Source organism: Mesorhizobium sp. WSM4821 (assembly GCF_055901555.1).
The window spans coordinates 5,066,028-5,089,732 of record NZ_CM148371.1 but is presented as its reverse complement, the minus strand read 5'-3'; the positions used below and the strand labels follow the sequence as shown (position 1 = coordinate 5,089,732).

Sequence of the window (23,705 nt, the reverse complement as noted above, 5' to 3'; positions counted from 1 at the left end):
CGGGCGACATGGACTATGACATGCTGGTCATCGGCAGCGGGCCTTCCGGGCGCCGTGCCGCGGTGCAGTCGGCCAAGCTCGGCAAATCCGTGCTGGTGGCCGACAGGGGCCGGCGTCTTGGCGGTGTTTCCGTGCACACCGGCACCATCCCGTCGAAGACGCTGCGGGAAACTGTGCTCAATCTCTCCGGCTGGCGCGAACGCGGCTTCTACGGTCGCGGCTACCGGGTCAAGCAGGACATTTCGGTCGGCGATCTGATCGAGCGCCTGCACAAGACGCTCGATCACGAGGTCGAGGTGCTACAGCACCAGTTCATGCGCAACACGGTCAGGAGCGCGCGCGCCGCGGTCAAGTTTCTCGGTCCCAACCGAGCGAGCCTGACGACGGACGCCGGCGACTACAGCGAAGTCGGTTTCGCGCATGCGCTGATCGCGGTCGGCACCCGCCCGCACCGGCCGCGCGACGTGCCCTTCGACAAGACCCGTGTCTTCGACAGCGACGAGATGCTGGAGCTCGAGCGCCTGCCGCGGACGCTCACGGTGATCGGCGGCGGCGTCATCGGCGTCGAATACGCGACGATTTTTTCGGCGCTCGACGTGCCCGTGACGCTGGTCGAGCCGCGCAACACCATCCTCGATTTCGTCGACCGCGAGATCGTCGACGATTTCATCCATCAGATGCGTGACCGCGGCATGACGATCCGGCTGGGCAGCGCCATCAAGGAGATCGCCTCGAAACCCGACTACGCCGAGGTGACGCTCGCCGACGGCCGCACCATACGATCGGAGATGGTGCTCTATGCCGCGGGGCGCAACGGCAATGTCGGCGCGCTCGGCCTGGACGTGGTCGGCATCGAGGCCGATTCCAGGGGCCGCATCAAGGTCGATCCGCAGACCTTCCGGACCAGCGCGCCGAACATCTATGCCGCCGGCGACGTCATCGGCTTTCCGAGCCTCGCCTCGACCTCGATGGAACAGGGCAGGGTGGCCGCCTGCCACGCTTTCGGCGAGCCGTTGCCGCCGCCGCCGCAAACCTTTCCGTACGGCATCTACGCCGTGCCTGAGATCTCGACCGTCGGCCAGTCCGAGGAGCAAGTGCGCGAGAGCGGCGGCGCGTATGAGGTCGGCGTGGCGCGCTTCCGCGAGACCTCGCGCGGCCACATCATGGGCGTCAACACCGGTTTCCTGAAGCTTCTGTTCTCGATCGAAACGCGCCGGCTGCTTGGCGCGCATATCGTCGGCGAGGGCGCGACCGAACTGATCCATATCGGCCAGGCGGTCATCAATCTCGGCGGCACCGTCGACTTCTTCGTCAACAACACCTTCAACTATCCGACGCTGGCCGAAGCCTACAAGATTGCCGGGCTGGATGCCTGGAACCGGATGGGGCGAGGGTAAGATCTCGGCTCGTCAATTCGCTTGCGCAATGGCAATGGCTGGGCCTGCCAGGCCCGATCCTGCCAGCCATTGCCTGACGATTTCGGCATCCCGGTCGCCGATTTCATGGCCGGAGGCAATGATGCGGGCATCGACCCCGGCGCCGTGCCGGCTGAGCAACACGACCAGTGCCGGCGCGAACGGCGCGTAGGTCAGGTCGGCGGCGCCGGCAATGATCAGCACGCGCGCCTTGCCGAGGTCGGCCGCGGGCACGTCGTCCAGCACCGGCATCGGGCGCAGCAATGCCGCCCGTTCGATGAGGCCGGAATTGAGCAGCATGACGGTCGAAACCAGGTTGGCGCCGTTCGAATAGCCGAGAAAAACCGTTCGGGAGAGATCGAGGCCGTGGCGCTTCGCGGCCTCGGTGATGAAACCCGCGAATGCGTCCGCTTCTGTGCGGATGCTCTGCTGTTCGAAGCGCGTCGGCGTGATCCGAGCGAACCAGCGGAAACCGTCCTCCTGGGCTATGCGGCCGCGGACCGCCACCAGCACGGCTCCCGGTGCGATCTGACGCGCCAGCGCCACCAGCGTCGTCTCGTCGACGCCGGATCCATGCAGCAGGAAAAGGCATTCGCCGCTTGGTTTTGCGGGTCGGTAAAGCCGGTAGGAAAAGGCCAGGTCGCGCCGCAAAAAGCCATCTTCCGGAGGTTTTTCCACCACAGTTGCATCCTTTTGATTCCATGCGGTTTTTCTTAATTTGCCGGCTTCAAAACAGAATATTTTCGAGCCCCTACAAAATTGATTGAACCGGGCGCATTTCAACCCGTTTTTCGCTGATATTCCTCCTGTGGCAGGAATTGAAGCGGCGCGCCGGGCGGTCGCATCGATCTGCGGGCATGAACAACCAGCTTTGAGGCCTTTTATCGATGACCATGCCGATTTCACAGGGACGGGATGCGCATATCCCGGATCGCGCCATGCGTGTCCGGGATACGGGTATACAGGAACGCGATACGCGTATCGATGTGTTCCGTGCTCTCGCACTGCTGATCATATTTGTCGATCACGTGCCGGGCACCGTTTTCGAAACCCTGACCTACAAGAATTTCGGTTTTTCGGATGCCGCGGAGGCCTTCGTGCTGATCTCGGGCATGTCCGTCGCGCTGGCCTACGGCTCAAAATTCCAGCCCGGAAACCGGCTCCTGGCCACACTGAAATTGTGGCGCCGCGCCGGCGTGCTCTATACCGCCCACATCGTCACGACGATGGTGGTGGTGGCCATCTTCTGCGCGGCGGCGGTGTTCGCGAAGCGGCCGGACATGCTGACGATGGTCAATATCGAGCCGTTGATCAGCAACGCGCCGCAGGCGCTGATCGGCATCGTCGCGCTTGGCCATCAGCTCGGCTACAACAACATCCTGCCGGTCTATTCAGTGCTGCTGCTGATGGCGCCGGCCTTTCTGCTGTTCGTCAGCTACAGGCCGTTGGCGGCGCTCGCACTGTCCGCAGCCCTGTGGCTGGTTGCCGGGATCTACCAGATCGCCCCGCCGAATTACCCGGAGCCCGGCTTCTGGTTCCTCAATCCGCTGTCGTGGCAGTTCCTCTTCGCCATCGGCATGGCTGGCATGCTGCATATCAGGCGCGGCGGCAGCATTCCGGTCAATCGCTGGCTGGTCGGCGCGGCGGCAACCTATGTCGTCGCGGCGTTGGTGTGGGTACACAGTCCGCTGTGGGGGCGGGTATCGTGGCTGGATCTGCCCGTGGTGCTGACCGGTTTCGACAAGACATTCCTGTCGCTGTCGAGGCTGCTGCACATCCTGGCGGTGAGCTATCTGATCGTGGCCTTTCCCGCTGTCTCGAACCTGTTCCGCACGCGCCGCGATCATCCGCTCGCCATATTGGGCAAACGATCGCTGCCGGTTTTCATCGCCGGCACGGTGATTGCCATGGCGGCGCAGGTGATGAAGCTGATCAACCCGGGCGGATTTGCCTATGACAGCCTGCTACTCGCCGCCGGCATCGCCATGCAGTTCGCGCTTGCCTATTACCTCGAATGGCTGTCGGGTATCGGCGGCAAGAGCAAGCCGGTGCGCGTCGAGGCGCCGCGTGTCGATGCGTCCTTCGGCGCGGCGGGTATGGCGACTAGCAACCCGTAGCCGTTTTGCAGCCAAGTGGAAAAACTTGGCGTCGCAGAAATGCGGCTAAAACAAATGGATAGGCCTCTGGGCTCAAGCTGTTTTGGGCGGCGGCCCGGAAGATGCCCTGACGACGAGCTCGACGCCGAGCGTCTCGCGCCGCACCGTGCCGTCGAAATCGAGGATCGTTCGTGCCGCCCTGCGGCCGATTTCGGCGATCGGCTGGGCGACCGTGGTGAGCGGAGGATCGCAAAGTGCGGCGTCGGGCACGCCGTCGAAGCCGACGATGGAAACGTCGTCGGGAACCGCCATGCCCCGCGCGGCCAACCACTCGATTGCCACCATGGCCATCCGGTCCGACATCGCCAGGATGGCTGTCGGCGGCTCCGCCGAGGCGAAGATCGTTTCAAGACCGGCTTTTGTGCTGGCTTCGTCGTTCTCGGTCTCGTAGACCGGCACATCAGCGGTATCGACACCGAACCGGGAAAGCGCCTCGAAATAGCCGACGAGGCGATCGCGCGTGCCGGTGTAGAGGGCCGTGCGGATCCGCTCCGGCGAGGCAGGGCCGGTGCTGCCGTCGGCGAAAGGCAGCGCCAGGACGGCGAAGCGCCGGTGGCCAAGCCCGGCCAGATGCTGCGCCGCCAAACGGGCGCCGGCGACATTGTCGACGCCTATTGCCGAAACGGTGGCGTCGTCGAAGCCGAGTTCAAGCGCGACAAAGGGGAGTTTGCGTTCGCGCGTCAGTTCGACAAGGCGTGAGCCGCCCTCGATGCAGAACAGGATGAAGCCGTCGACCAGCGCGCTCTGGATGTTCCAGGCAAGCTTCTCCTCATTGCCGGCGGATACGAGCGCTATGCCGGCGCCGGTGGCGTCGCACGCCTCGGAAATCCCGGCCATCATCGTGCGGGCAAAGGGATCGTCGAAGAAATAGGACAGCGGCTCGGTGGTGGCGACGCCGATCGCGTTGACCTTGCCCGCGCGCAGCAGCCGGCCCTTGGGATCCGGACCCGCGTAGCCCATCGCCTCGGCCGCCGCCTTGACCCGCTCGCGGACTTCCTCGCGCACGATCTCGGGACGGCTGAACACGTTGGAGGCGGTGCCGTGCGAAACCCCGGCGGCCCTGGCGATGTCGGCCAGCCGGACCGGTCTTGTGTTGCCTTCGGTGGATGACGCCATTCTTCTCTGCCTCCGGATTGCTGTCTAGCATTTTCCTTGGATCGATTCAAATTTTGCTTGACATCGGCGGACTGAGGTCTACTTTTGAATCGATCCAAGTGTATCGCCTAATGGTCGATTGGATCGATTCAGGAAGGAGAGAGCCATGCATCCCGTCAATTACTTGTTTGAAGACATCTATCGCAACGACTGGAGCATCACCTCGAACGCCGCGACCCGGACACGTCGCGGCGGCGCCGGTCCGTGGATTCGCGATCTGCGTTTCTTCGTGGAGCGCAAGCGGAGCTGATCGGCGGCGCTTTTTCAGGCCTGCCGATTGGATCGATTCAAGTGAAAGGAAACCGGGTCATGCATCCGATCAATCAGCTGTTCGAAGACATCTATCGCAACTACTGGGGCATCTCGCCGGCCACCGACAGGCCGGAGCGGCTGCGCCTGACCACTCCGGCCGCGCGCAATCGCGACCTGCCGGCGCGGCCCGAACGCCGGCAAGATTGACCGGGTTTGTGGGGAGATCTGCCTGCGAGGCGGGAAGGATGCGGGGATCACGCCTCAGGAGCGCGGGCGCACCAGCGCCGAGGCGGCAACCGCCAGCCAGCCGGCGATCAGCAAGCTGCCGCCGATCGGCGCCGACATCGGGAAAAGCCGCGAGCCGAGGAAGTCCCGGGCGAGGAGATCGCCACAAAACAAGACGAGCCCGGTAAGAAGGACAAGGCTTGCGGTCCGCAGGATCCGGTTTGCGCCGACGAGGCCGACGGCAACGAGGACCGGCGCATGCATGAGCAGGAAGGACGCCGCCGTGCTGACGAAAGCGCCGCCGAGATGCGCCGCCGCGGCGGAGAGCGCCACGCCGGCCGCGCCGCACAGGCCGCCGGCGAAAACGAGGATGCGGCCGCTGCCGCTCGCTGATTGCTCGGCGGTGCTCATGTTTTTGATCTCCGTGAAGTAATGATGGCTCGCAAACGGTGTCACGACTCGCCCGCCTGCACCAGCATGTCCCGTTCGCGGCGCGCCTGGACCAGCCAGTTATACGCCGCTCCGCCCGCCATCAGCACGGATGTGCCGAGAAACACCGCCCACATGCCGAAATGACCGCCGACGAAGCCGCCGAGCAGCGGCCCGGCGACCTGCCCGACATATTGCGCCGAGATCGACAGTCCCAGCACATTGCCGCCGACGCCGTCCGGAACATTGTGGCGGATGACGCTGGTGATGCAGGGCAGGAGACCGCCGAGCGCCAGCCCCATCAGGAAACGCAGGCCGACGAGCTGCCAGCTTTGCGTGACGAAGGCCTGCGGGATCAAGAGCAGCGCCGAGACGGCAAGCGCGCCGATGATGACGTTCCAGTGACCGACGCGGTCGGCGAGCTTGCCGAGACGCGAGGCCGACAGGATGGCGCCAAGTGCCGCCGCCGACATGACGACGCCGGAGGTCAGCGTTAACAGGCTTTGGTCCTCGATGAGCTGCTGGACGTAGACCGTGATGATCGGCTCGATCGACATGGTGGCGAAGCTCAGCAGCATGCCTGTCGCCAGCATGGCGACGACGGGGCGCTTGTCCGGAATTTGCGACCAGCCGCCTTTCGGCTTCTCGGTAAGTGCTGCCTTGTCGGCTACCGGGCGAGGGTTCTCCTTGATGAGAAAAGTCGTTGCCAGAAACGCCAGGAAAATGACGCCGCCGGCGAGCAGGAAGGTGGCGCGGATGCCGATCAGGGGCGGCAGCGCGCCGCCGAGCAGGGGACCGACGAGGGCGCCGGCGGTGATGCCGGCCGACAGCACGCCGAGCGCCCAGCCCGACCGTTCCTTCGGGGTCTGCATGGCGACAAGAATGGTCGAGCCCGAGGAATAGCCGCCGGCGAAACCGATCAGCAGGCGCAGCAGCACCAATTGCCAGACAGTCTCGACAAGGCCGGTCAGCGACATGCATATGGCCATGCCGAAACTGGCGCGCACCAGCATCAGCTTGCGGCCGTAGCGGTCGCCCAGCCGTCCCCACAGCGGCGCCACCAAGGCGGCGGCAAAGAACGTCGCGCCATAGGCGATGCCGGACCACTGCACAACAGCCACGTGCCCCTCGGCACCCAGCTGCTCGACATACAGCGGCAGGAAGGGCAGCAGCAAAGTCATGGCGACAAGCGTGCTGAACGACCCGGCAAAACACACGGCGAGATTGCGCCGCCAATGGATGTTGTGCGTGCTTTGCGCTGTGCTGTCTTGCGGCATGTCACGTCCTGTCCGGCCGGCTCGCATGAAAACTTGCTGCGGATACCATTTTGGGATACCAAACTGGTATTCGTCATGGACGCAAGCCCGGCTGCTGTCAATGCGGCCTTCTCAAACGTGATCGGTAGACGCTGGCCAGCGACCCGATTGCCAGAAGAAAATGGCCGGAACGGAACCGCCATGTCGCAGATGCAGAATGTCGAAAAGCAGCTTCGGGAGATGATCCTCGGTCTCGAGGTCGGTCCGGGCGAGCGGCTGACGGAACGCTGGATCGAAAGCCGCTTCGGCGCCTCGCGCACGCCGGTCAGGGCAGCGTTGCTGCGGCTCGAAACGGAAGGCCTGGTCTGCCGCGACGGGCGCGGCTGGGCGGTGTCGCCCATCAATCTTGCCGAACTCGAGCAGATCGCCGTCTACCGCGAGGCGGTCGAGGTCGCGGCGCTCAGGCTGACCTGTGCCCTCGAGGATAGGAGCGCCGTCGACGTCATCGAGGCGATGCTGGACTCCTGCGACGCCGGCACCCCGCGCGAGGAATGGCACCGCGTCGGCATGGATTTTCACATCGAGCTGGCACGCCTGTCCGGCAACGAGTTCCTGTTCAGGGCTGTCCGCGATGCCATGACGCGCCTGTCGCGCGCCCGCTGGCTGGAGGTGCGCGACGAGGCGGCGCTCGGTCGTGCCTGGGCCGAACACCGTGCCATTCTGGCAGCGGTGCGGGCTGGTGATGCCGGTGAAGCAGCACGTCGGCTTTCGGCCCATATCGTCGGCAGCCGCGACCGGCTGGTGACATCATTGCACAATGACCGGCGCGGTTTGCGCGCCAGGGGATTTGCCGTCGTCGCGGCCTGATTGCCGAGGCAACCACTTTGGCCCTCGCTTCGCGAGCGCCGATGGCGTAAGAGCGGCGATGGAAAACAACCGATTTGAAACCCCCGTGACCGTCAAGGGCACGGCGGGAACCAATCAGCTCTTGCGTACGGTGCGCGAGGCTTCCGATTACCTGCTCAACAGCTGGCCCGGCAAGCGCAGCCCCAAGCACCGCGAAGCGCTGCAGGCCTGCCATGATGCGCTGGCCGGCGACAAACCGGCGATGACCGCAAGGCGCGCCTTCATCGCCGCCGCGCGTGAAGTGAACGTCTTCGTAAGCGACAAGGCGCCGGTCTGAAGACACGGCGAAATCCGGCCCGCCTCGCGGCCGGATGCCGTTCTACTCTGCCGCTTCGGTCTCGGACGTGGTCTCGTCTTCGGGCTTCGAACGTTCCTTGGCTGCGACCTTGGCCGCCAGCTTTTCCGCCTTCTTGGCGGCCTTCTGCCGGTCACGTTCCTTGCGTTCCTGGCCGTAATTCGGTGCTCGCGCCATATCTGTTCCTTTCACAATTCTGAAAGCCGTAGCCCTGCCTAGGAGCATTGGGCTACAAACACAACACCGCAATGGGCGATCGGCTCCATAGACAGCCGGCAGGGCCGGCTCCACGCGGTTCCGAGCTTGCAAGATGGCTGGTACGGCAATGCAGGAGAGACCGGGGTGTAGGAGAGACCGGGGTACGAATAACAAGCCGACTTTTCTTCCAAGTGACAGATGGCCACTTCAAAGAAACGTACAGAAGCTATTCTACTATTCACGCAACGCCACGCGCGATATCGCACGGCAGGTGGTGTTCCGCCGCAGGCTCGCCGGGCTGCTCGACCAAGCCAGGCTTTCGGACGCATCGGTCCGCGCGTCTAACTCCGAACGTGGCAATTGATGTTGCTCTCTACATTCATCAGGCGTAACGGACCTCGGGATTCATTATGCCTGAGTGCCGAGGCCGGCGTGCGCTTTTTACCTTTCAATTCCCGAAACGCGTTCGGGATATTGCACGGCCATCATCAACCGATCCGCGTGGTCTGCAAAAATCCTGCTGGTCTGTTCAGCGTCGAACAGGGATCTGCGTCGGCGTTTTTCGTCGTTGGCGAGGAAACCCATTATGCCATCAAGCTTCCTGGTAAACTGTTTGAGAGCGAACCGCGCGTGCCGGGCGAAATGACCTGCCCAAGGCGTGTCCTTTGCAAGATGACGATAGATAGCCAACGCCTCCAACTCGACACCGATCGGACGATTCGACCAGGGCTTCCCACGCGAGAAATGACGCGCAAATGCCTTGTCGAATCGTACCTGGCTGTTGAAATTCGTCATGACGTTCCAGTAGGGGTGCATCGTCTGCCATCTGTCTTCAAAAGCGACATTGAGTGCACCTTGGTCCATTTCATCGATGCGCTGCGAGGCGAGTTCGCGAGTCCTCTGCAATAGCCCCTCTCGCCGCACCATGGGCATGTTGAATACCAGCACGCCCGCATTGAATTTCGGCGCGCCGGGCTTCATCGGCAGGCGTCGGCGGTACTTCGTGTCGAAATAGCATTGCTCATCATGAGCGGCCAATAATGGCGCCTGCAGTTGTGTATGGGCTAGGTCGGCTATCGATCGATTGAAGAGCACGTCGCTGTCGGCATAGACAATGTGATCATAAGGCTCGAATTCAGGCAATTGATCTGCGAACAGCCTGATATAGGTCGCCAAGGTCAGATGGCCCGGATTAAAATTCGTAGCTTCCATGAAGTTCGACACGTCGAGGATACTGACCGCGGACCCTAGCAAGCGTTCACCGACCTCCAAGTCTTTTGCGCCGACACCAGTCTGAAGGACAAAGCCCTTGATAGGGCCGGATACATCCAACACACGGCGCGCGGCTAAGCAGGCGTACGGGAAATAGTTTTGATCGGCAGCGAAGAAGAAACACGGATTTCGCGACATATTGTGAGCGCCCCCAGTGCCAATCAGAGCTATATCCGGCCAGCATGTGCAGGTGCAATAGCCCTGGGGCACAACACCTGCGAAATTCCCTCGAAGACCGGCGACGCGGGTTCCACGCGGTCCGGGCTTGCAAGACGGGTCGCACAATGGTGTAGGAGAGACCGCCGATACAATCACAAGCCGACCTGTTTTAAACCAAGTGACCGATGGCCACCCTTCAAAGAAGTGCACAGAAGCTGTTCTATTATGCGCGCAACGCCGTGCGCGATATCGCACCGCAGGCACTGTTCCGCCGCAGGCTCGCCGGGCTGCTCGACCGGGCCAGGCTTTCGGACGCATCGGTTCGCGCGCGTCTCAACCATTACAACATGTTGCAGGACGCTTTCGCGCCGGGCGCCGATGCCATGCCGGTCAGCCGGCTGCCGACAGACCGGAGTATGTATTACTACGATCTGAAGGAATTCACCCGCTACTTCGATCCCGATTTGCTGATCGACCTGCAATTCGGTGACATCAACAAAGTCCCGAGGGTGCCGTCGATCGTCAAGGCCCGGCCGATTGCCGGCGACAACAGGAACGGGGTCCTGTTCAAGCTCAACAAGTTCCGTCACTTCCACATGCCCGCCGACGATGTTGCCTTCGCCGACAAGCTCCCGCTCGCGGTCTGGCGCGGCAAGCTCAACAATCCGATACGGACCTTGCTTCTGGAGGTCGCGCGCGATCTGCCATTTTGCGATGTCGGCACGCCCAAACCGACGGCAGTGCCGGAATATCGCAAGCCCTATCTGAGCATCGCTCAGCAGCTTCGCTACCGCTACGTGATTTCGCTCGAAGGAAACGACGTGGCGACCAATCTCAAATGGATCATGAGTTCGAATTCGCTGTGCCTGATGCCGCCGCCAACTTCCGAGACATGGTTCGCTGAAAAGCAGATCGAGGCCAACGTCCATTACGCACCGCTCGAACCAGATTTCTCGGACATTGCCGAACGGGTCCGCTATTTCGAGCGGCATCCGGCTGAAGCCAAACGCATCATTGCCGCGGCCAACGCCTATTGTCGCAAGTTCGCCGATGAGCGGGCCGAGCAGGCGATCAGCCTGCTCGTGCTCTACAAATATTTCGTGCTCAGCGGCCAGATCGAGCCTGATGCCGAGGTCTGGCGTTTTATCTCAGGCTCGGCCTAGCTAGGCTCAGCACCCATTGATCAGAGCCGGAAGATGATCGCTTCAGCGAAGCATGTCCTGCGTATCTTGCTTCTGCCCTCCGCCTCGGTATACGTTCCCATCATGATGTTCGTGTCCACATTCTTCCCCCTGATCTGAGCGGCCCAAGTCGTCCCGGCGCATCCGCGCCAATCAGATCAAACGCTGCGCTGACGCGGTGGCCGAACGGAGAATGTGTAATGCCCAAAACCGAGCCCATCGGCCTGACCTGCCATCAGGTCCAGAACTTCATCGACGACGGTTTCGTCAAAATCGGAAATGCCTTCAGCACCCACCTTGCAAAGCAATGCAGGGACGAGCTGTGGGCGGATATTGGTCTGTCGCCAGACGAACCTGAAAACTGGATTCAGCCAGTTGTTCGCGTGGGGTTCAAGGCTTCTCCCCCGTTCATTGAAGCCGCCAACACGCCGGTCCTGCACAAAGCCTACGATCAACTCGTCAGTGATCGCCGCTGGCTTGCACCCAAAGGCCTCGGAACCTTTCCGATCCGCTTTCCCTCACCGGAATCTCCTGGGGATGATGGCTGGCATGTGGACATGAGTTTTGGCACCGACAATCCGGATTTCATGGAATGGCGTGCCAACGTGAAGAGCAGCGGACGCGCATTGCTGATGCTCTTCCTGTTATCGGATGTTGGCGCTGATGATGCGCCCACGAAGATACGGAAAGGTTCGCATGCCACCATTGCGAGGGAGTTGCTGCCCTATGGCGACGCGGGCGCGACGCTCAGGCAGATCTCTGCCAATGGTTACGCTTCTACGCAAGATTGCAAGGTTGAACTGGCAACTGGTGCGGCAGGCACTGTCTATCTGTGCCATCCATTCCTCGTTCATGCCGCGCAATCTCACCGAGGGAAGCGGCCGCGCTTCATGGCACAACCACCGCTGCTACCAACGGGTGACTTTGACCCGGCCTTGCCCCCTTCGCCGGTCCAAGTCGCCATCCGTCGGGCTTGCGGGCTAACGCTGTAATCAGACAACGCCCGGGACCGTCGAACGGTGCCGGGTGTTCCAAAAAGACCACCGAGACGCTGTCCGCTAGGGGTTCGGAACCATCATCGGACACCTTTGGTCAATTTATAGGTCTTGAACCTGAACCAGGCGCACTTGCGAAGGGCACTTCAATTCGTCGCCAGCGGTTTGGGCTTCTTGTCCGTCCATTCCGGCGGCGCACCGTACTTGGACGCCACGGCCCCCAGCAATCCCGGCATTCGACCGAATGTGTCACACGCGGCGTATTTCGGTTTTCCGCCGAACCAGGATTGGATCCGCTGTTTGGTAGGAATGGAGATGTCGAAGACTTTAGGCTCCTTGCCAGTGATGAGCATTCGGGAAAAGTCACTGCCGAATCTCGAAGCGAGGCTATAAGCGTCCCCGACCTCCGAAAAGCGGGGGTTGTCCTGGATCGAGTTTGCCCCGCGAGCCCAGACCATTGCCGCGCGCTGGACGCCACTGCTGTCGACGGCCTCCGCCTCGACCGCAAGTCCTCCGAGGCCGAAGGGCAGGCGCGGCACACTGACGGGCACGCTGGAGGGCAATGCAAAACCGCTGCCTACGGTTACGACGGTTGAGACCCCCGCCATCACCTTGTTCGTCGGAACGATATCGGTGACGACCGGTCGGATCGTCACATCGGCCGGCTGGCCGGCCGAGACCATTTGATACTTGTCGCTGAGCGCGACGCAGAGCGCCCGGTCCAGTGCGTTCGCCACCAATCGCCGATCGGCTGCCGATTTCACCCGCGACGCGGCGCTGAAGACGAAAGTCGCTGGAACGATCCTCGCCGTCTTCGCAACCGCCAGAGCTTGCCCGTCCACAAAGATACGCTTCTTGGACAAGTTGCCCTTGGGCGCGCCAAGATTGCTGTAGGAGGTGAGGGTGCCGCCTTCCGTCAGAGGCACCGCGGCACATCCGGCTACCGCCAGGATCAGGGGCAATGCCAGGCATAGGGATTTCAGCGGAAATGTTGGTGGGGATCCGACACGTCGGAGGGTTGCTTCAATCGATATCGATGAATTGCTGCGCACGTTTTCTAGCCTCCGTCGCGGGTGTTCCGGGATGACCGTGCGAGGGTAGGATTGCCGCAGCATTACGGATCATTTCGAGCAGTGACGGATATCGCCGGTGCGTATCGCCAGCTGGCAGATCGAGGAGCCCGTCACTGAGGCACAGCGAGCGAAGCGCAAACCTATGCTCCAGATTGCTCGGAGGCCAAAAGGGGGGCAGGTCTCAGAGCCGGATCGCCACCTGCGTCCCGGTCATGCCGCTTGTCATGCTTACCTGACCGCGGTGGTTCGCAACGATCTGCTTCACCAGGCTCAAACCAAGGCCCGCCCCGGTGCTTCGCGGGGTGATGCGATAGAAGGGCTCAAAAACCAGCTCCCGATGCTCCGCCGGTATGCCTGGTCCTTCATCGGCCACGTTGATCTCTCCGTCGGCTGAGACCGAGATGGTGATCATTCCGGCATTGCCGCCATGGTCGACTGCATTGCGAACCAGGTTGCTGATCGCTCTCGGCAAAGCGGAAGGACTGCCGCGCCGCTGGAGGCTTTCCACGTCACATTCAAAAGAAATCTGATAGCCGGCGGCGATCGCCAGCGGTGCGAGGTCGGCAACGGCGGTCCGTGCGATTTCGACGAGATCGACCGTTTCATGCAGGTCGGCCGCCTGGTCGTTGCGCTCAAAATCGAGGAGCTGTTCGGCGGTCTCAGCCAGACGAGCAACGTCGGCCAACAATCGCCGGCGATCCTGGCCCTCGGGCATCCCATCGATCCGCGTCTGCATGATGGCGATGGGTGTTCTGAGCTCATGCGCCGCATCGATCAGGAAACGCTGCCGTTTTCGGAACTCGTTCTCGAGCCGCTCGAGCGTTCCGTTGAACGCGGTCACCAGCGGAGCGACTTCCTTGGGAATACCGTCCACCGGCAGCCGTACTCCGTACCGGCGCGGTTCGATCTGCGATGCCTTGTCGGCGACGTCGCTCACACCGGCCAAGCCGCGCCCAACGATGCGGGGGACGGCAAGGAAGATCGCAGGCAAGGCAATCGCGATCAAAGGGATGTAGATCGGGTAACTGTGGGCCAGAATGGCGAGACCGGGCCAGCCTTTGTCAGCGAAGCCGCCAAAAAGAATCCGGACCTCACCCGCCACAGTCTCGACGTTTTCGACCGAGGCAATCTCATCTGTTCCGGCCGATCCCCTGATATCTGCGTCCTGGAACAGGTGCGCCAGATGGACGAGCTCAGCATAGGCTGCGGGAATGGTGCCGTAGGATATGGAAGCACCGTCCGTGGTGGCCACGACGTACCAAAGTCCACTGTTCTGTTGCTTAAGCGACTTCAGCTCCGGCGTATCGCGTATTCCTAACTTTCCTTGCGGGTCGCGTTCAACGGCCCCGACCATCAGCGAGGTGATTTTGCGCTCCATGGCGAAGTTCGGCGACATGACCGTAGTCGCCCACATGCAAAGCCCGATGATCACTGCGGCGACCACGGCGACGATGACGAGGCTGAGCTGCCAGCTGAGCTTCCACCAAAGTGAGGGGTTCGACATGTTCGCCTCGGGCATCATTCTTCCTTCAGGAGATATCCGACGCCCCGGATGTTGTGGATCGCAATGCCGGCGCCAGCATCCAGCAGCCGCTTGCGCAGCCTGGAAATATGCGCATCGAGCGCGTTCGACTGGATCTCTTCCTCGTAATTGTAGACCGCCGCCTCGAGCGTCGACCGAAGGACGGTTCTGTCCTTCCGCTTGGCCAGCGCTGCCAGAACGAGAAGTTCGCGTCTGGGCAGGTCGAGCGGGATCGCCTCGACGGTCACGCTCAAATGCAGGGGATCGATCGCCATTCGACCCACGGTGATGTGAAGTTCCGTCAGGCTTGCCGGCCGCCGTAGAACAGCCCGCAACCGAGCCATCAGCTCTTCGACGAGAAACGGCTTGCCCAGATAATCGTCAGCGCCGACGTCGAGACCTTCGACGCGTTCCATTGGCTCGTTGCGCGCCGTCAGCACGAGGATCGGCGTGTCGGTTCCCGTCCGCCGCAACTGCGGGATAAAGGTCAATCCCTCGCCGTCGGGCAAGCGGCGGTCCAGAAGGATCGCATCGTAAATGTTCTGGCGCGTCAATTCGATTGCGTCAGCGAGATGGATCGTGTGGTCGGTGACGACGCCGTGCTTGCCCAGCGCCACCGACAGCGCATCCGCCATTTCCTTCTCGTCCTCTATCAGTAGGATTCTCATCGCCTTCCCGCTTTTTCCGCAACCGGTGTTTCCACCACCAAGATTGCAGCAGCATTGCGGAAGGGCAGTCAGCTAATGCTGCCGCGGATGCAGAATCCCGAAACCACAGCCGCGGCGATCCTTCAGATGTCATCCCGGTAAAGAACCAGATCGGCCGGGCCGAACCGGTCTTTTGCCGTGAACTGCTGGTGCCAATAGGGGTAGAGCACTGGCGGCCTGCTCACCGCATCGAGCCGTTTGCGTTCGTCGTCGGCAAGCACCAGGCTTGCAGCGGCGATGTTGTCCCTGAACTGCGCTTCGGTCCGGCCGCCGATCACCAGCGAACTGACGGCAGGCCGGCCGAGCAGCCAGGCAAGCGCCACCTGCGCCGCCGACACACCATGGCTCTCGGCGATCTCGACAAGGACATCGACGATCCGCCACAGCCGGTCCTCGTCACGGATCGGCGGTTCCGACCAGCCGCTGAGCTGGCGCGAGGTCGCCTGGTCGCGGTGGTATTTGCCGGACAGCAATCCACCGGCAAGCGGGCTCCATACCAGCACGCCAAGCCCCTGGTCGACGGAGATCGGCAGCAGCTCGTACTCGGCTTCGCGCGCTTCTAGCGTGTAGTGGATCTGCTGGGTGACGAAGCGCGGCTGGTGCTGGCGGTCGCTGATCCCCAGCGCCTTCATCACCTGCCAGCCGGAATAGTTCGAACAGCCGACATAGCGGACCTTGCCCTGGCTGACGAGCGTGTCGAGCGCGGCGATGGTTTCCTCGAGCGGCGTCGTGCCGTCCCATTCGTGCAGGAAATAGATGTCGATGACATCGGTCTTGAGGCGCTTCAGGCTCTTCTCGCACTCGCGGATCAGATGATAGCGCGACAGGCCCTCGTCGTTGGGGCCGGTGCCGATCCGCATGCGCGCTTTCGAGGCGATCAGTACGTCGCCCTTGCGTTTGCCGCCGAGCGCTTCGCCGATGATCTCTTCCGAAAGCCCGTTCGAATAGACATTGGCCGTGTCGATGACGTTGATGCCGGCGTCGATGCAGAGGTCGATCATCCGGCGCGCCTCGTCGAGATCGGTCTTGCCGACCGCCGAAAATGCGCCGGCGCCGCCGAAGGTCATGGTGCCCATGGTCAGCGTCGAAACCTTCAGCCCGGAACGGCCGAGTGTGCGGTATTCCATGTCAGATCCTCACGATTGTGTTGGGAGAGGGCTTCAAGGGCAGCCCGAAATAAGCCTGGCATTTGTAGGACAATTCGCACGGCTTGTCGCCCCGTGACGCAAGACGGAGCGATCACATCTCGCGGATCGGAAGCGCGTGAAGGGCACGCGGGCCAGCTGCAATAAAACCGTCATTGCCGGCCTGTATGCAAGTCGGCTCAGGAGTCCATCTCGGCCGGCAGGCCGGGCGGCGGGGCGCCCGGCAGGGGCTTGCACGCGGAGCAGCGCAAATGACCGAATCGAAACAGAATTCCCCGGCCAGGGATTGGCTGGAAGCGGAGCTCGCGGACACGCTCGACGAAAACTACGAGCTGGAAATGTCGGAACCGGCGCTGTCACTGGAAATCGCAAAAATCTACAAGAACGCGCATCCGCCGTCGATGGATCGCATGCAATATTTTCGCGACCTGATCACGCTGCAATCCGAATTGATCAAGCTGCAGTCCTGGGTGGCCTACCACAAGAAGAAGCTGGTGGTGGTTTTCGAGGGCCGCGACTCGGCAGGCAAGGGCGGCGTCATCAAGCGCATCACCCAGCGGCTCAACCCGCGCATCTGCCGCGTCGTCGCGCTGCCGGCGCCGACCGAGCGCGAGAAGTCGCAATGGTATTTCCAGCGCTACGTTCCGCATCTGCCGGCAGGCGGCGAGATCGTTCTGTTCGACCGGTCCTGGTACAACCGTTCCGGCGTCGAGCGCGTGATGGGCTTCGCCCAGCCCGATCAGGTCGAGGAGTTCTTCCGCGACGTCCCGGAGTTCGAGCGCATGCTCGTTCGTTCCGGCGTCACGCTGGTCAAATACTGGTTCTCCATCACCGACGAGGAGCAGCAGATGCGCTTCCTGATGCGCATCCACGACCCGATGAAGCAGTGGAAGCTTTCGCCGATGGACCTGCAGTCGCGCGTGCGCTGGGAGCAGTACACCAAGGCCAAGGAAGAGACGTTCGCCCGCACCAACATTCCCGAAGCCCCCTGGTTCATCGTCGAGGGCAACGACAAGAAGCGGGCGCGTCTGAACTGCATCGACCATCTCCTCAAGCAGATGCCCTATGAGGAAGTCCCGCACGAGGAGATCACGCTGCCCGAGCGCGTCTTCAATCCCGAATACGAGCGCCAGGTGCTGCCGCGCGAGCTGTATGTGCCGGAGAAGTATTGAGCGCTAGCTGGGTGCGCCGCGGTCATCGAGGCGCCCACGCTACAGATGCGCGTCAGCCCTTCAGCATCTCCGCCACCTCGGGCGCGAAGTAGGTCAGAATCCCGTCGCAGCCGGCGCGCTTGAAGGCCAGCAGCGATTCCAGCATTGCCTTGTCGCCGTCGATCCAGCCATTGGCGGCGGCCGCCTTGATCATCGAATATTCGCCCGATACCTGATAGGCGAAGGTCGGTATCCGGAATTCGTCCTTCAGCCGTCGGATGATGTCGAGATAGGGCAGGCCCGGCTTGACCATCAGCATGTCGGCGCCCTCGGCTAGGTCCTGCTCGGCCTCGCGCACGGCCTCGTCGGAATTGGCGTGGTCGAGATAGTAGGTCTTCTTGTCGCCCTTGAGCAGCCCGGCGGTGCCGACCGCCTCGCGATAAGGACCGTAGAAGGCGGAGGCGAACTTCGTCGCGTAGGACATGATCGCCACGTCCTGAAAACCGTTGGCGTCGAGCGCATCGCGAATGGCGCCGATGCGGCCGTCCATCATGTCGGACGGGGCAATGATATCGGCGCCCGCCGCGGCCTGGATGACGGCAGCCGCCGTGACCTGCTCCACGGACTGGTCGTTGACGATGATGCCGTCGCGCAAGATGCCGTCGTGGCCATGCGAGGTGAAAGGATCGAGCGCCGCGTCGGTGATGATGCCGATCTCGGGCACCGCATGCTTGATGGCGCGCGTAGCGCGGTTGATGACGTTTTCCGGGTCGAGGATGTGCGATCCGGTCTCGTCGCGCCGGCCGAGCTCGACATTGGGGAAGGTGGCGATCGCCGGAATGCCGAGCTTTGCCGCGCGCTCGGCCTGCTTGATGGCTAGGTCGAGCGACAGCCGGAAGACGCCGGGCATGGCAGCGATCGGTTCGCGGATATTTTTCCCGTCGACGACGAAAATCGGCCAGATCAAATCGTCGACACTCAGCCGGTTCTCCTGGACGAGGCGGCGCGACCAGTCGGCCTTGCGCATGCGGCGCAAACGGCGGCTGCCGGTGATCTCGTCGACGCTGCGCGCGCCGGCAGGCTTTGCTGGGTCGAATTTATTCATCGCCAAAACTCCGGATCGGGCAGCTTTACCACGAGCCTTCGCCGCTGACCAATGCGACACGATTGTGCCAGCTTTCCAGCTTGGGTTCCTCGCCCCATGGAATGGGGGAGGCTCGGCGAAGCCGAGACGGAGAGGGGGAACTGCGCCCTGCGAAAAGGCCCCCTCTCCGACCGCTTCGCGGCCACCTCTCCCCGCTTTGCGGGGGCGAGGAACCCAAGTCTTGCAAGCCATCTCCTTGTCTCTTCTCTGTGGAGCCACAAGGGGAGTTGCGTTTCAAGGCTGCCCGTTGCCGGACAGCACCTGCGCGGCACCCCGCATGGCGACGCGGAACGCCTCGTCGAAACTGACGCCGCGCACCTGCCAGTGATGGGTCTGGCCGCCCGTGGCAAGGCGCCAATCGGCGATCCAGCCCAATTCCCCGTCGCTCCAGACGATGCTGCCGGCAAGAGCCTGGTCGGCACCGGCCTGTTTGGCCGCGTTGTCCAGAGCCGCCATGTCAGTCTCACGCAGTGCCTTGTCGTCCAGCCCGGATTCGGAGAGCAGCGACGCCTCGGGAAAGGTGATGCGCATCGCCAGTGGTTCGGCTGCATTCAGGAACGATTCGCGCATCGGTGCGCCGCGCTCGTCGTCGGCGGCCAGCGTGACATGCATTGCGGCCCGCTCGGTTGCGAGGAAGATCGCCAGCCGCGGCCGCTCGGCAAGCCACGGCTTGCTGTCGAGCGATGCCAGCACCGGGTCGATGACGGCGGGTTTGTAGAGGCAAGTGAGATCGTGCGGCCGGTCATGCGTGCCCTGCTCGTCGTGGATCGGAATGCCTTCCATCCGGTCGCGGTACCGGAATTCGGCGACGAATCTGCCAGCCTTGTCGCGCAGTGCCGCCATTTCAGGCTTTTTCGGCAACCGCTGATCGCCGGAGACCCTGACCACAACCGCATCCAGGCAGGCCTTGAAGCCGATCTGGCGGTTTTCCTCGCCCTGTCCAGTGACGATGGTTATCGCGCGGTAGAGATCGTCACCGGCCGATGCGGGACGAGCGGCCGCGCCTGCCGCCATCAGGCCGATCACCACCAGGGCAAGGCGCAAAAACTGCGGCATGGCTCACCGTCCGGTTCGAAAGCCCGTCATCAAGATGGTCAGTTCTAGCATCGGCCTCCGGCGGCGGCCAAGGCGGCAGGCGCCGCCGGCATTGACGCACCCATAGGCCACGCTTTAGCACTTCAGTCCCGCAGGCGCGGGGGAAGGGATTCTCAGGCGATGGATTTTGGTGGCGGCGACGAGATCCGCTTCGAACGGTTGGGCAGGGCTGGCATCGTCACGCTGACGCGGTCGCGTGCGCTCAACGCCGTCACCCATCGCATGGTCGGGGCACTCGACAAGGCGCTGCGCGCCTGGGAGCGGGACGACGGCGTCGAAGTCGTCGTCGTCAAGGCCGAGGGCAGGGCGTTTTCGGCCGGCGGCGACATCCTCCACATCTACGAGGCCGGCCGGGCGGGAAAGCCGCCTGTCGATTTCTTCGCCGACGAATACCGGCTGAACGCCCGCATCGCGCGGTTCGGCAAGCCCTATGTCGCGCTGATCGACGGCATCGTCATGGGCGGTGGCGTCGGCATCTCGTTCCACGGCTCGCAGCGGGTGCTGACCGAGAACGCCCAGTTCGCCATGCCGGAAGTCGGCATCGGCTTTTTCCCGGATGTCGGCGCCAGCCATCTGCTGCCGGGCCTTGCCGGCGGTTTCGGCAGGTATCTGGCCCTGACCGGAAACCGTATCCGCTATGGCGATGCTTTGTGGTCGGGCCTGGCGACGCATACGATCAAGGCGCAGGACCAGGCCGGCATTCTCGACCGGCTGGTTGCGACCGGCGACCCGGAATCGGCGCTGCGTGTTTTTTCCGTCCCGGCCCGGCGCGAGACGGACAGTCCGACACTGGACGCGATCGCCCGGCATTTCGCGCAACCGTCGCTGGGGGATGTCATCGAAAGCCTGGAGCGCGCCGCGCCCGCCGATGAATTCGCGGCAAAGACGCTGGCGACGATCCGCACCCGCTCGCCGACCAGCCTGCATGTCGCCTGGCGCCAGATCAGCGCCGGGCTCACGCTGTCGATGGACGAATGCATGCGGATGGAGTTCCGCATACTCGACCGCATGCTTGCGGGCCACGATTTCTACGAAGGCATCCGCGCAGCCATCATCGACAAGGGTTCGACGCCGCAATGGCGGCCGGCAGGCATCGATCAGGTCAGAGCCGCCGACGTCGATGCCTATTTCGCGCCGCTCGGCGAACGGGAACTCGAGCTGTGAGCGAGGTCACGTCGAGACGCGTCGTGCTCCAACCCACAATGGTCGAGGTCATCTTCGCCTGGTTCCAGCGCGCCATATCGGGCTACTGCCTGTTATTCGGGATCTTGTACTGGATTAGGCTGATCGGCTTCTACCCCGGCTCGTTGTGGCGCTTCGACCTGATGCCGGTGCATTGGCAGGTGGCGGCGGTGATGCTCGCCGTCTTCTTTCCCTTCGCCGCCGCCGGCCTGTGGATGCTGGCCTCGTGGGGGCCGGTGATCTGGTTCATCTGCGCGGTGACCGAAACCATCATGTATGCCGGCTTTCCCGAGCTTTTCGGCCGCCGGCCGCTGATCGTCGCCTCGCATGCGGCGGTGGCGCTGATCTACATCGTTTTTCGCGTGGCGATCTGGCTGCAGAAACGCCGGACCCGGTGATGGGGCAGGCGGCCCGAAATCATTGGCTAAATCTTTAGGTTAATCATCCTTGTTCGGGTGACCCTTCATTAAGCCTCTTTCGAAAGCTATTACCGGTAAGCTCTTGTTAGCCCTAGCGTTTAAGTCGAATTTTATGAGTATTCGATAGTGTCGCGATCAAGGTGAAAAACAAAAAATCACCAGGCGACAAACGAGAGGCAAAGACAATGATCAATTCCCGTCCGGCGGCGAAGACCGCCAACGTATCCGACGACCGCCGCGAGGCAATCCGTTCGCTGTACATGGAATCGCTGCAGCTGGTGGAGCGGCTGCACCGCCGTCTGCTTGACGTGATCAAGGACGAATTCGACCGTAACGGCCGTTCCGACATCAACGCCATCCAGGCGCTGCTGCTCTTCAACATCGGCAATTCGGAGCTGACCGCCGGCGAACTGCGCTCGCGCGGCTACTATCTCGGCTCGAACGTCTCCTACAATCTGAAGAAGCTGGTCGATCTCGGCTTCATCAACCACCAGCGCTCGCGCATCGACCGCCGTTCGGTGCGGGTCTCGCTGACGCCGAAGGGCAACGAGGTGGCGGAAGTCGTCGGCGGCCTCTACGAGCGCCATGTTGGCTCGATCGAGCAGGTCGGCGGCATCAACACGGAAGAGTTCAAGCAGATGAACCGCGCCCTGCAGCGGCTCGACCGCTTCTGGAACGACACGATCGCTTACCGGATGTAAGGCAGATCCCACAGAGAAAACCGCGCCGAAGAAGCGCGGTCGCAGAGCAAGTCCATGACCTGAAGACCGGTGCCGAAAAGCATCGGTCTTTCCGTTTCGCGAGGCCAGCCGATCCAAATCGCGGTCAGGGTCACGTTGCCGCCATAATCCCGGTGGAAGCGAGAATGCGAGTGATGTTGCGGCAAGAGCCCAAGCGTCCCCTGAACGCGCGTCGCGCCCGGCGCGTTCTTACACCGAAGTGGCAGGGCCATGGTTGGCTAATTGTTAAGCATGCCAACTCTAGAGTGCGGGCGGGATCGCCCGGTGAAAGAATTGTTACAAGATTGTCTGGAGCGTACATGAGAACCAGTCGCCGTTTCTTCCTTTCCGGAGCCTCCGCGTTGGCAGCAACGATGGTCGCCGGTGGCGCCAGCGCGCAGGACGTGATCGCGGATATCCTGAAATCCTCGGGCCGCAGCAACTGGGACGACCAGTTCGACGCTCGCGCCAGCCAGGGCGGCAAGGTGGCCTCGACGCTGCCGATCGTCAGCCTGCAGACCGTTGCGTATACCGAGCAGGCGATCGCGCAATATCAGAACATTGTTGCGCAGGGCGGTTGGGGGCCGGTTCCGGACACCAAGAAATTGCAGCTCGGCGTCGTCGACCCCGACGTGGTGCCGTTGCGGAGGCGCTTGATGATTTCGGGCGACCTGGCGCAGGGCGCCGGCATTTCGGAAGCTTTCGATTCCTATGTCGACTCGGCGGTCAAGCGCTTCCAGGCGCGTCACGGCCTGCCCGCCGACGGGACCCTTGGCCAATATACCTATGCGGCAATGAATGTTTCGGCGCAGGTCCGGCTTGGCCAGCTGCAGACCAATCTGCAGCGGCTGAACGAGCGCGCCGGCACGCTGGGCAACCGTTATGTATTGGTCGATATCCCGGGCGCCCAGATCGAGGCGGTCGAGAACGACCGTGTCGTGCTGCGCCACACTGCCGTTGTCGGCAAGATCGACCGCCAGACGCCGATCGTCGATTCCAAGATCAACGAGATCATCGTCAATCCCTACTGGAACGCGCCCGTCTCGATCGTGCGCAAGGACATCATTCCGCTGATGCGGAAGGACCCCAACTACCTCAAGGACAGCAAAATCCGTCTGTTCGCACCGGATGGCAGCGAGGTCGATCCGCTGACCGTCGACTGGTCGACCGACGACGCCGAGAAGTACCGCTTCCGCCAGGATCCGGGCTCCGGCAATGCAATGGCCTCGGTCAAGATCAATTTCCCGAGCCCGGACGGCGTCTACATGCACGACACGCCGCAGCAGAGCCTGTTCGGCAAGATGATGCGTTTCGATTCCTCGGGCTGCGTGCGCGTCCAGAACGTGCGCGACCTCGTCACCTGGATCCTGCGCGACACGCCGGGCTGGACGCGCCAGCATTTCGAGGCCTCGATCAAGAGCGGCGAGAACATCCCGGTGCAGGTCACCAATCCGGTTCCGGTCTATTTCCTCTACATCTCGGCCTGGTCGACGGGACCTGGCGTCGTCCAGTTCCGCGACGACATCTACGGGCTCGACGGAGCCAACGAGCTGCAGATCACCTCTGCGCTCTAAGCGACTGATCTTTTTTCCGAAAAGGCCGCCGGTGACGGCGGCCTTTTTGTATCCGGCTGGAGGGCGCGCTTTGGACAGTG

The 23,705-nt window shown here is 62.6% G+C and carries 25 protein-coding genes; 13 read left to right on the top strand and 12 right to left on the bottom strand.

Going from position 1 to position 23,705, the window contains the following annotated elements; genetic code table 11:
* Positions 1–8: 8 nt before the first annotated feature.
* Entirely contained in the window at positions 9–1,397 is a 1,389-nt protein-coding gene (gene sthA, locus AC0NID_RS24905) for a Si-specific NAD(P)(+) transhydrogenase (protein WP_473452917.1), read from the top strand.
* A 12-nt stretch (positions 1,398–1,409) separates the two neighbouring features.
* On the opposite strand, the gene AC0NID_RS24900 is transcribed toward sthA, so the two are convergent.
* On the bottom strand, positions 1,410–2,096 hold the full coding sequence (locus AC0NID_RS24900) for an alpha/beta hydrolase (RefSeq protein ID WP_473452918.1): 687 nt from the start codon (positions 2,094–2,096) through the stop codon (positions 1,410–1,412).
* Positions 2,097–2,302: 206 nt separating this feature from the next.
* Between AC0NID_RS24900 and AC0NID_RS24895 the strand changes: the two genes are divergently transcribed.
* Positions 2,303–3,532 (top strand): OpgC family protein, encoded by a 1,230-nt coding sequence (locus tag AC0NID_RS24895; RefSeq protein ID WP_473452919.1) that lies wholly within the window; start codon positions 2,303–2,305, stop codon positions 3,530–3,532.
* A 72-nt stretch (positions 3,533–3,604) separates the two neighbouring features.
* On the opposite strand, the gene AC0NID_RS24890 is transcribed toward AC0NID_RS24895, so the two are convergent.
* The gene (locus AC0NID_RS24890; RefSeq protein WP_473452920.1) at positions 3,605–4,687 is read right to left on the bottom strand and encodes a LacI family DNA-binding transcriptional regulator; all 1,083 of its coding nucleotides are present in this window, start codon (positions 4,685–4,687) and stop codon (positions 3,605–3,607) included.
* Between the two features lie 145 nt (positions 4,688–4,832).
* Between AC0NID_RS24890 and AC0NID_RS24885 the strand changes: the two genes are divergently transcribed.
* Together AC0NID_RS24885 and AC0NID_RS24880 are read left to right on the top strand one after the other, a co-directional pair.
* Positions 4,833–4,976: a hypothetical protein gene (locus AC0NID_RS24885; RefSeq protein ID WP_473452921.1), complete on the top strand. Its 144-nt coding sequence runs from the start codon at positions 4,833–4,835 to the stop codon at positions 4,974–4,976.
* A gap of 59 nt (positions 4,977–5,035) precedes the next feature.
* Complete coding sequence (locus AC0NID_RS24880; RefSeq protein ID WP_473452922.1) at positions 5,036–5,185, top strand: hypothetical protein; 150 nt, start codon at positions 5,036–5,038, stop codon at positions 5,183–5,185.
* A 54-nt stretch (positions 5,186–5,239) separates the two neighbouring features.
* Here AC0NID_RS24880 and AC0NID_RS24875 read toward each other — a convergent pair whose 3' ends face one another.
* Both AC0NID_RS24875 and AC0NID_RS24870 read right to left on the bottom strand, forming a co-directional pair.
* On the bottom strand, positions 5,240–5,614 hold the full coding sequence (locus AC0NID_RS24875; protein ID WP_473452923.1) for a DUF423 domain-containing protein: 375 nt from the start codon (positions 5,612–5,614) through the stop codon (positions 5,240–5,242).
* A gap of 41 nt (positions 5,615–5,655) precedes the next feature.
* A complete protein-coding gene (locus AC0NID_RS24870) occupies positions 5,656–6,909 on the bottom strand; it encodes a multidrug efflux MFS transporter (RefSeq protein ID WP_473452924.1) in 1,254 nt (417 codons plus the stop codon).
* Between the two features lie 180 nt (positions 6,910–7,089).
* On the opposite strand from AC0NID_RS24870, the gene AC0NID_RS24865 reads away from it, so the two are divergent.
* Both AC0NID_RS24865 and AC0NID_RS24860 read left to right on the top strand, forming a co-directional pair.
* Entirely contained in the window at positions 7,090–7,755 is a 666-nt protein-coding gene (locus AC0NID_RS24865; RefSeq protein WP_473452925.1) for a GntR family transcriptional regulator, read from the top strand.
* A 58-nt stretch (positions 7,756–7,813) separates the two neighbouring features.
* Positions 7,814–8,071, top strand: a complete 258-nt coding sequence (locus AC0NID_RS24860; protein ID WP_473452926.1) for a DUF982 domain-containing protein — start codon at positions 7,814–7,816, stop codon at positions 8,069–8,071.
* A 42-nt stretch (positions 8,072–8,113) separates the two neighbouring features.
* Here AC0NID_RS24860 and AC0NID_RS24855 read toward each other — a convergent pair whose 3' ends face one another.
* Together AC0NID_RS24855 and AC0NID_RS24850 are read right to left on the bottom strand one after the other, a co-directional pair.
* Complete coding sequence (locus AC0NID_RS24855; protein WP_473452927.1) at positions 8,114–8,266, bottom strand: hypothetical protein; 153 nt, start codon at positions 8,264–8,266, stop codon at positions 8,114–8,116.
* A gap of 462 nt (positions 8,267–8,728) precedes the next feature.
* On the bottom strand, positions 8,729–9,697 hold the full coding sequence (locus AC0NID_RS24850; RefSeq protein WP_473452928.1) for a glycosyltransferase family 8 protein: 969 nt from the start codon (positions 9,695–9,697) through the stop codon (positions 8,729–8,731).
* 206 nt (positions 9,698–9,903) lie between these two features.
* On the opposite strand from AC0NID_RS24850, the gene AC0NID_RS24845 reads away from it, so the two are divergent.
* Together AC0NID_RS24845 and AC0NID_RS24840 are read left to right on the top strand one after the other, a co-directional pair.
* A complete protein-coding gene (locus AC0NID_RS24845) occupies positions 9,904–10,881 on the top strand; it encodes a glycosyl transferase family 90 (protein WP_473452929.1) in 978 nt (325 codons plus the stop codon).
* Between the two features lie 218 nt (positions 10,882–11,099).
* Positions 11,100–11,891 (top strand): phytanoyl-CoA dioxygenase family protein, encoded by a 792-nt coding sequence (locus AC0NID_RS24840; RefSeq protein ID WP_473452930.1) that lies wholly within the window; start codon positions 11,100–11,102, stop codon positions 11,889–11,891.
* Positions 11,892–12,040: 149 nt separating this feature from the next.
* Here AC0NID_RS24840 and AC0NID_RS24835 read toward each other — a convergent pair whose 3' ends face one another.
* The 4 genes from AC0NID_RS24835 to AC0NID_RS24820 all read right to left on the bottom strand — a co-directional run bounded on the left by AC0NID_RS24835 (position 12,041) and on the right by AC0NID_RS24820 (position 16,323).
* On the bottom strand, positions 12,041–13,009 hold the full coding sequence (locus tag AC0NID_RS24835; protein WP_473452932.1) for a DUF3313 domain-containing protein: 969 nt from the start codon (positions 13,007–13,009) through the stop codon (positions 12,041–12,043).
* 139 nt (positions 13,010–13,148) lie between these two features.
* Positions 13,149–14,486 carry a sensor histidine kinase gene (locus AC0NID_RS24830; protein ID WP_473452933.1) on the bottom strand — a complete coding sequence of 446 codons (1,338 nt, stop codon included), beginning with the start codon at positions 14,484–14,486 and terminating at the stop codon, positions 13,149–13,151.
* Positions 14,486–15,157, bottom strand: a complete 672-nt coding sequence (locus AC0NID_RS24825; RefSeq protein ID WP_473452934.1) for a response regulator transcription factor — start codon at positions 15,155–15,157, stop codon at positions 14,486–14,488. The genes AC0NID_RS24830 and AC0NID_RS24825 overlap by 1 nt, the downstream gene beginning before the upstream one ends.
* A 122-nt stretch (positions 15,158–15,279) precedes the next feature.
* Positions 15,280–16,323, bottom strand: a complete 1,044-nt coding sequence (locus AC0NID_RS24820) for an aldo/keto reductase (RefSeq protein WP_473452935.1) — start codon at positions 16,321–16,323, stop codon at positions 15,280–15,282.
* Between the two features lie 269 nt (positions 16,324–16,592).
* On the opposite strand from AC0NID_RS24820, the gene ppk2 reads away from it, so the two are divergent.
* The gene (gene ppk2 / locus AC0NID_RS24815) at positions 16,593–17,513 is read left to right on the top strand and encodes a polyphosphate kinase 2 (RefSeq protein WP_473452936.1); all 921 of its coding nucleotides are present in this window, start codon (positions 16,593–16,595) and stop codon (positions 17,511–17,513) included.
* A gap of 52 nt (positions 17,514–17,565) precedes the next feature.
* Here ppk2 and hemB read toward each other — a convergent pair whose 3' ends face one another.
* Together hemB and AC0NID_RS24805 are read right to left on the bottom strand one after the other, a co-directional pair.
* On the bottom strand, positions 17,566–18,597 hold the full coding sequence (gene hemB, locus AC0NID_RS24810; RefSeq protein WP_473452937.1) for a porphobilinogen synthase: 1,032 nt from the start codon (positions 18,595–18,597) through the stop codon (positions 17,566–17,568).
* A gap of 273 nt (positions 18,598–18,870) precedes the next feature.
* Positions 18,871–19,692 (bottom strand): DUF2066 domain-containing protein, encoded by an 822-nt coding sequence (locus AC0NID_RS24805; RefSeq protein WP_473452938.1) that lies wholly within the window; start codon positions 19,690–19,692, stop codon positions 18,871–18,873.
* A gap of 159 nt (positions 19,693–19,851) precedes the next feature.
* On the opposite strand from AC0NID_RS24805, the gene AC0NID_RS24800 reads away from it, so the two are divergent.
* The 4 genes from AC0NID_RS24800 (at position 19,852) to AC0NID_RS24785 (ending at position 23,625) form a co-directional block, all read left to right on the top strand.
* Positions 19,852–20,895, top strand: a complete 1,044-nt coding sequence (locus tag AC0NID_RS24800) for an enoyl-CoA hydratase/isomerase family protein (protein ID WP_473452939.1) — start codon at positions 19,852–19,854, stop codon at positions 20,893–20,895.
* Positions 20,892–21,311: a DUF6163 family protein gene (locus AC0NID_RS24795; RefSeq protein WP_473452940.1), complete on the top strand. Its 420-nt coding sequence runs from the start codon at positions 20,892–20,894 to the stop codon at positions 21,309–21,311. Before AC0NID_RS24800 ends, AC0NID_RS24795 begins: the two co-directional genes overlap by 4 nt.
* A 206-nt stretch (positions 21,312–21,517) precedes the next feature.
* Positions 21,518–22,033: a transcriptional regulator LdtR gene (ldtR, locus tag AC0NID_RS24790; protein WP_126106904.1), complete on the top strand. Its 516-nt coding sequence runs from the start codon at positions 21,518–21,520 to the stop codon at positions 22,031–22,033.
* Between the two features lie 338 nt (positions 22,034–22,371).
* Positions 22,372–23,625 carry a L,D-transpeptidase family protein gene (locus AC0NID_RS24785; protein ID WP_473452941.1) on the top strand — a complete coding sequence of 418 codons (1,254 nt, stop codon included), beginning with the start codon at positions 22,372–22,374 and terminating at the stop codon, positions 23,623–23,625.
* Positions 23,626–23,705 lie beyond the last annotated feature (80 nt).

Excerpts from the sequence above, each read along its gene's own strand:
- ppk2 (WP_473452936.1), top strand. The coding sequence starts at position 16,593 with ATGACCGAATCGAAACAGAATTCCCCGGCCAGGGATTGGCTGGAAGCG.
- AC0NID_RS24800 (WP_473452939.1), top strand. The coding sequence starts at position 19,852 with ATGGATTTTGGTGGCGGCGACGAGATCCGCTTCGAACGGTTGGGCAGG.
- AC0NID_RS24850 (WP_473452928.1), bottom strand. The coding sequence starts at position 9,697 with ATGTCGCGAAATCCGTGTTTCTTCTTCGCTGCCGATCAAAACTATTTC.
- AC0NID_RS24870 (WP_473452924.1), bottom strand. The coding sequence starts at position 6,909 with ATGCCGCAAGACAGCACAGCGCAAAGCACGCACAACATCCATTGGCGG.
- AC0NID_RS24855 (WP_473452927.1), bottom strand. The coding sequence starts at position 8,266 with ATGGCGCGAGCACCGAATTACGGCCAGGAACGCAAGGAACGTGACCGG.
- ldtR (WP_126106904.1), top strand. The coding sequence starts at position 21,518 with ATGATCAATTCCCGTCCGGCGGCGAAGACCGCCAACGTATCCGACGAC.
- AC0NID_RS24785 (WP_473452941.1), top strand. The coding sequence starts at position 22,372 with ATGAGAACCAGTCGCCGTTTCTTCCTTTCCGGAGCCTCCGCGTTGGCA.
- AC0NID_RS24830 (WP_473452933.1), bottom strand. The coding sequence starts at position 14,486 with ATGCCCGAGGCGAACATGTCGAACCCCTCACTTTGGTGGAAGCTCAGC.
- AC0NID_RS24840 (WP_473452930.1), top strand. The coding sequence starts at position 11,100 with ATGCCCAAAACCGAGCCCATCGGCCTGACCTGCCATCAGGTCCAGAAC.
- AC0NID_RS24890 (WP_473452920.1), bottom strand. The coding sequence starts at position 4,687 with ATGGCGTCATCCACCGAAGGCAACACAAGACCGGTCCGGCTGGCCGAC.
- hemB (WP_473452937.1), bottom strand. The coding sequence starts at position 18,597 with ATGAATAAATTCGACCCAGCAAAGCCTGCCGGCGCGCGCAGCGTCGAC.
- AC0NID_RS24835 (WP_473452932.1), bottom strand. The coding sequence starts at position 13,009 with ATGCTGCGGCAATCCTACCCTCGCACGGTCATCCCGGAACACCCGCGA.
- AC0NID_RS24880 (WP_473452922.1), top strand. The coding sequence starts at position 5,036 with ATGCATCCGATCAATCAGCTGTTCGAAGACATCTATCGCAACTACTGG.
- sthA (WP_473452917.1), top strand. The coding sequence starts at position 9 with ATGGACTATGACATGCTGGTCATCGGCAGCGGGCCTTCCGGGCGCCGT.
- AC0NID_RS24895 (WP_473452919.1), top strand. The coding sequence starts at position 2,303 with ATGACCATGCCGATTTCACAGGGACGGGATGCGCATATCCCGGATCGC.
- AC0NID_RS24860 (WP_473452926.1), top strand. The coding sequence starts at position 7,814 with ATGGAAAACAACCGATTTGAAACCCCCGTGACCGTCAAGGGCACGGCG.
- AC0NID_RS24845 (WP_473452929.1), top strand. The coding sequence starts at position 9,904 with ATGGCCACCCTTCAAAGAAGTGCACAGAAGCTGTTCTATTATGCGCGC.
- AC0NID_RS24820 (WP_473452935.1), bottom strand. The coding sequence starts at position 16,323 with ATGGAATACCGCACACTCGGCCGTTCCGGGCTGAAGGTTTCGACGCTG.
- AC0NID_RS24885 (WP_473452921.1), top strand. The coding sequence starts at position 4,833 with ATGCATCCCGTCAATTACTTGTTTGAAGACATCTATCGCAACGACTGG.
- AC0NID_RS24875 (WP_473452923.1), bottom strand. The coding sequence starts at position 5,614 with ATGAGCACCGCCGAGCAATCAGCGAGCGGCAGCGGCCGCATCCTCGTT.
- AC0NID_RS24865 (WP_473452925.1), top strand. The coding sequence starts at position 7,090 with ATGTCGCAGATGCAGAATGTCGAAAAGCAGCTTCGGGAGATGATCCTC.
- AC0NID_RS24805 (WP_473452938.1), bottom strand. The coding sequence starts at position 19,692 with ATGCCGCAGTTTTTGCGCCTTGCCCTGGTGGTGATCGGCCTGATGGCG.
- AC0NID_RS24825 (WP_473452934.1), bottom strand. The coding sequence starts at position 15,157 with ATGAGAATCCTACTGATAGAGGACGAGAAGGAAATGGCGGATGCGCTG.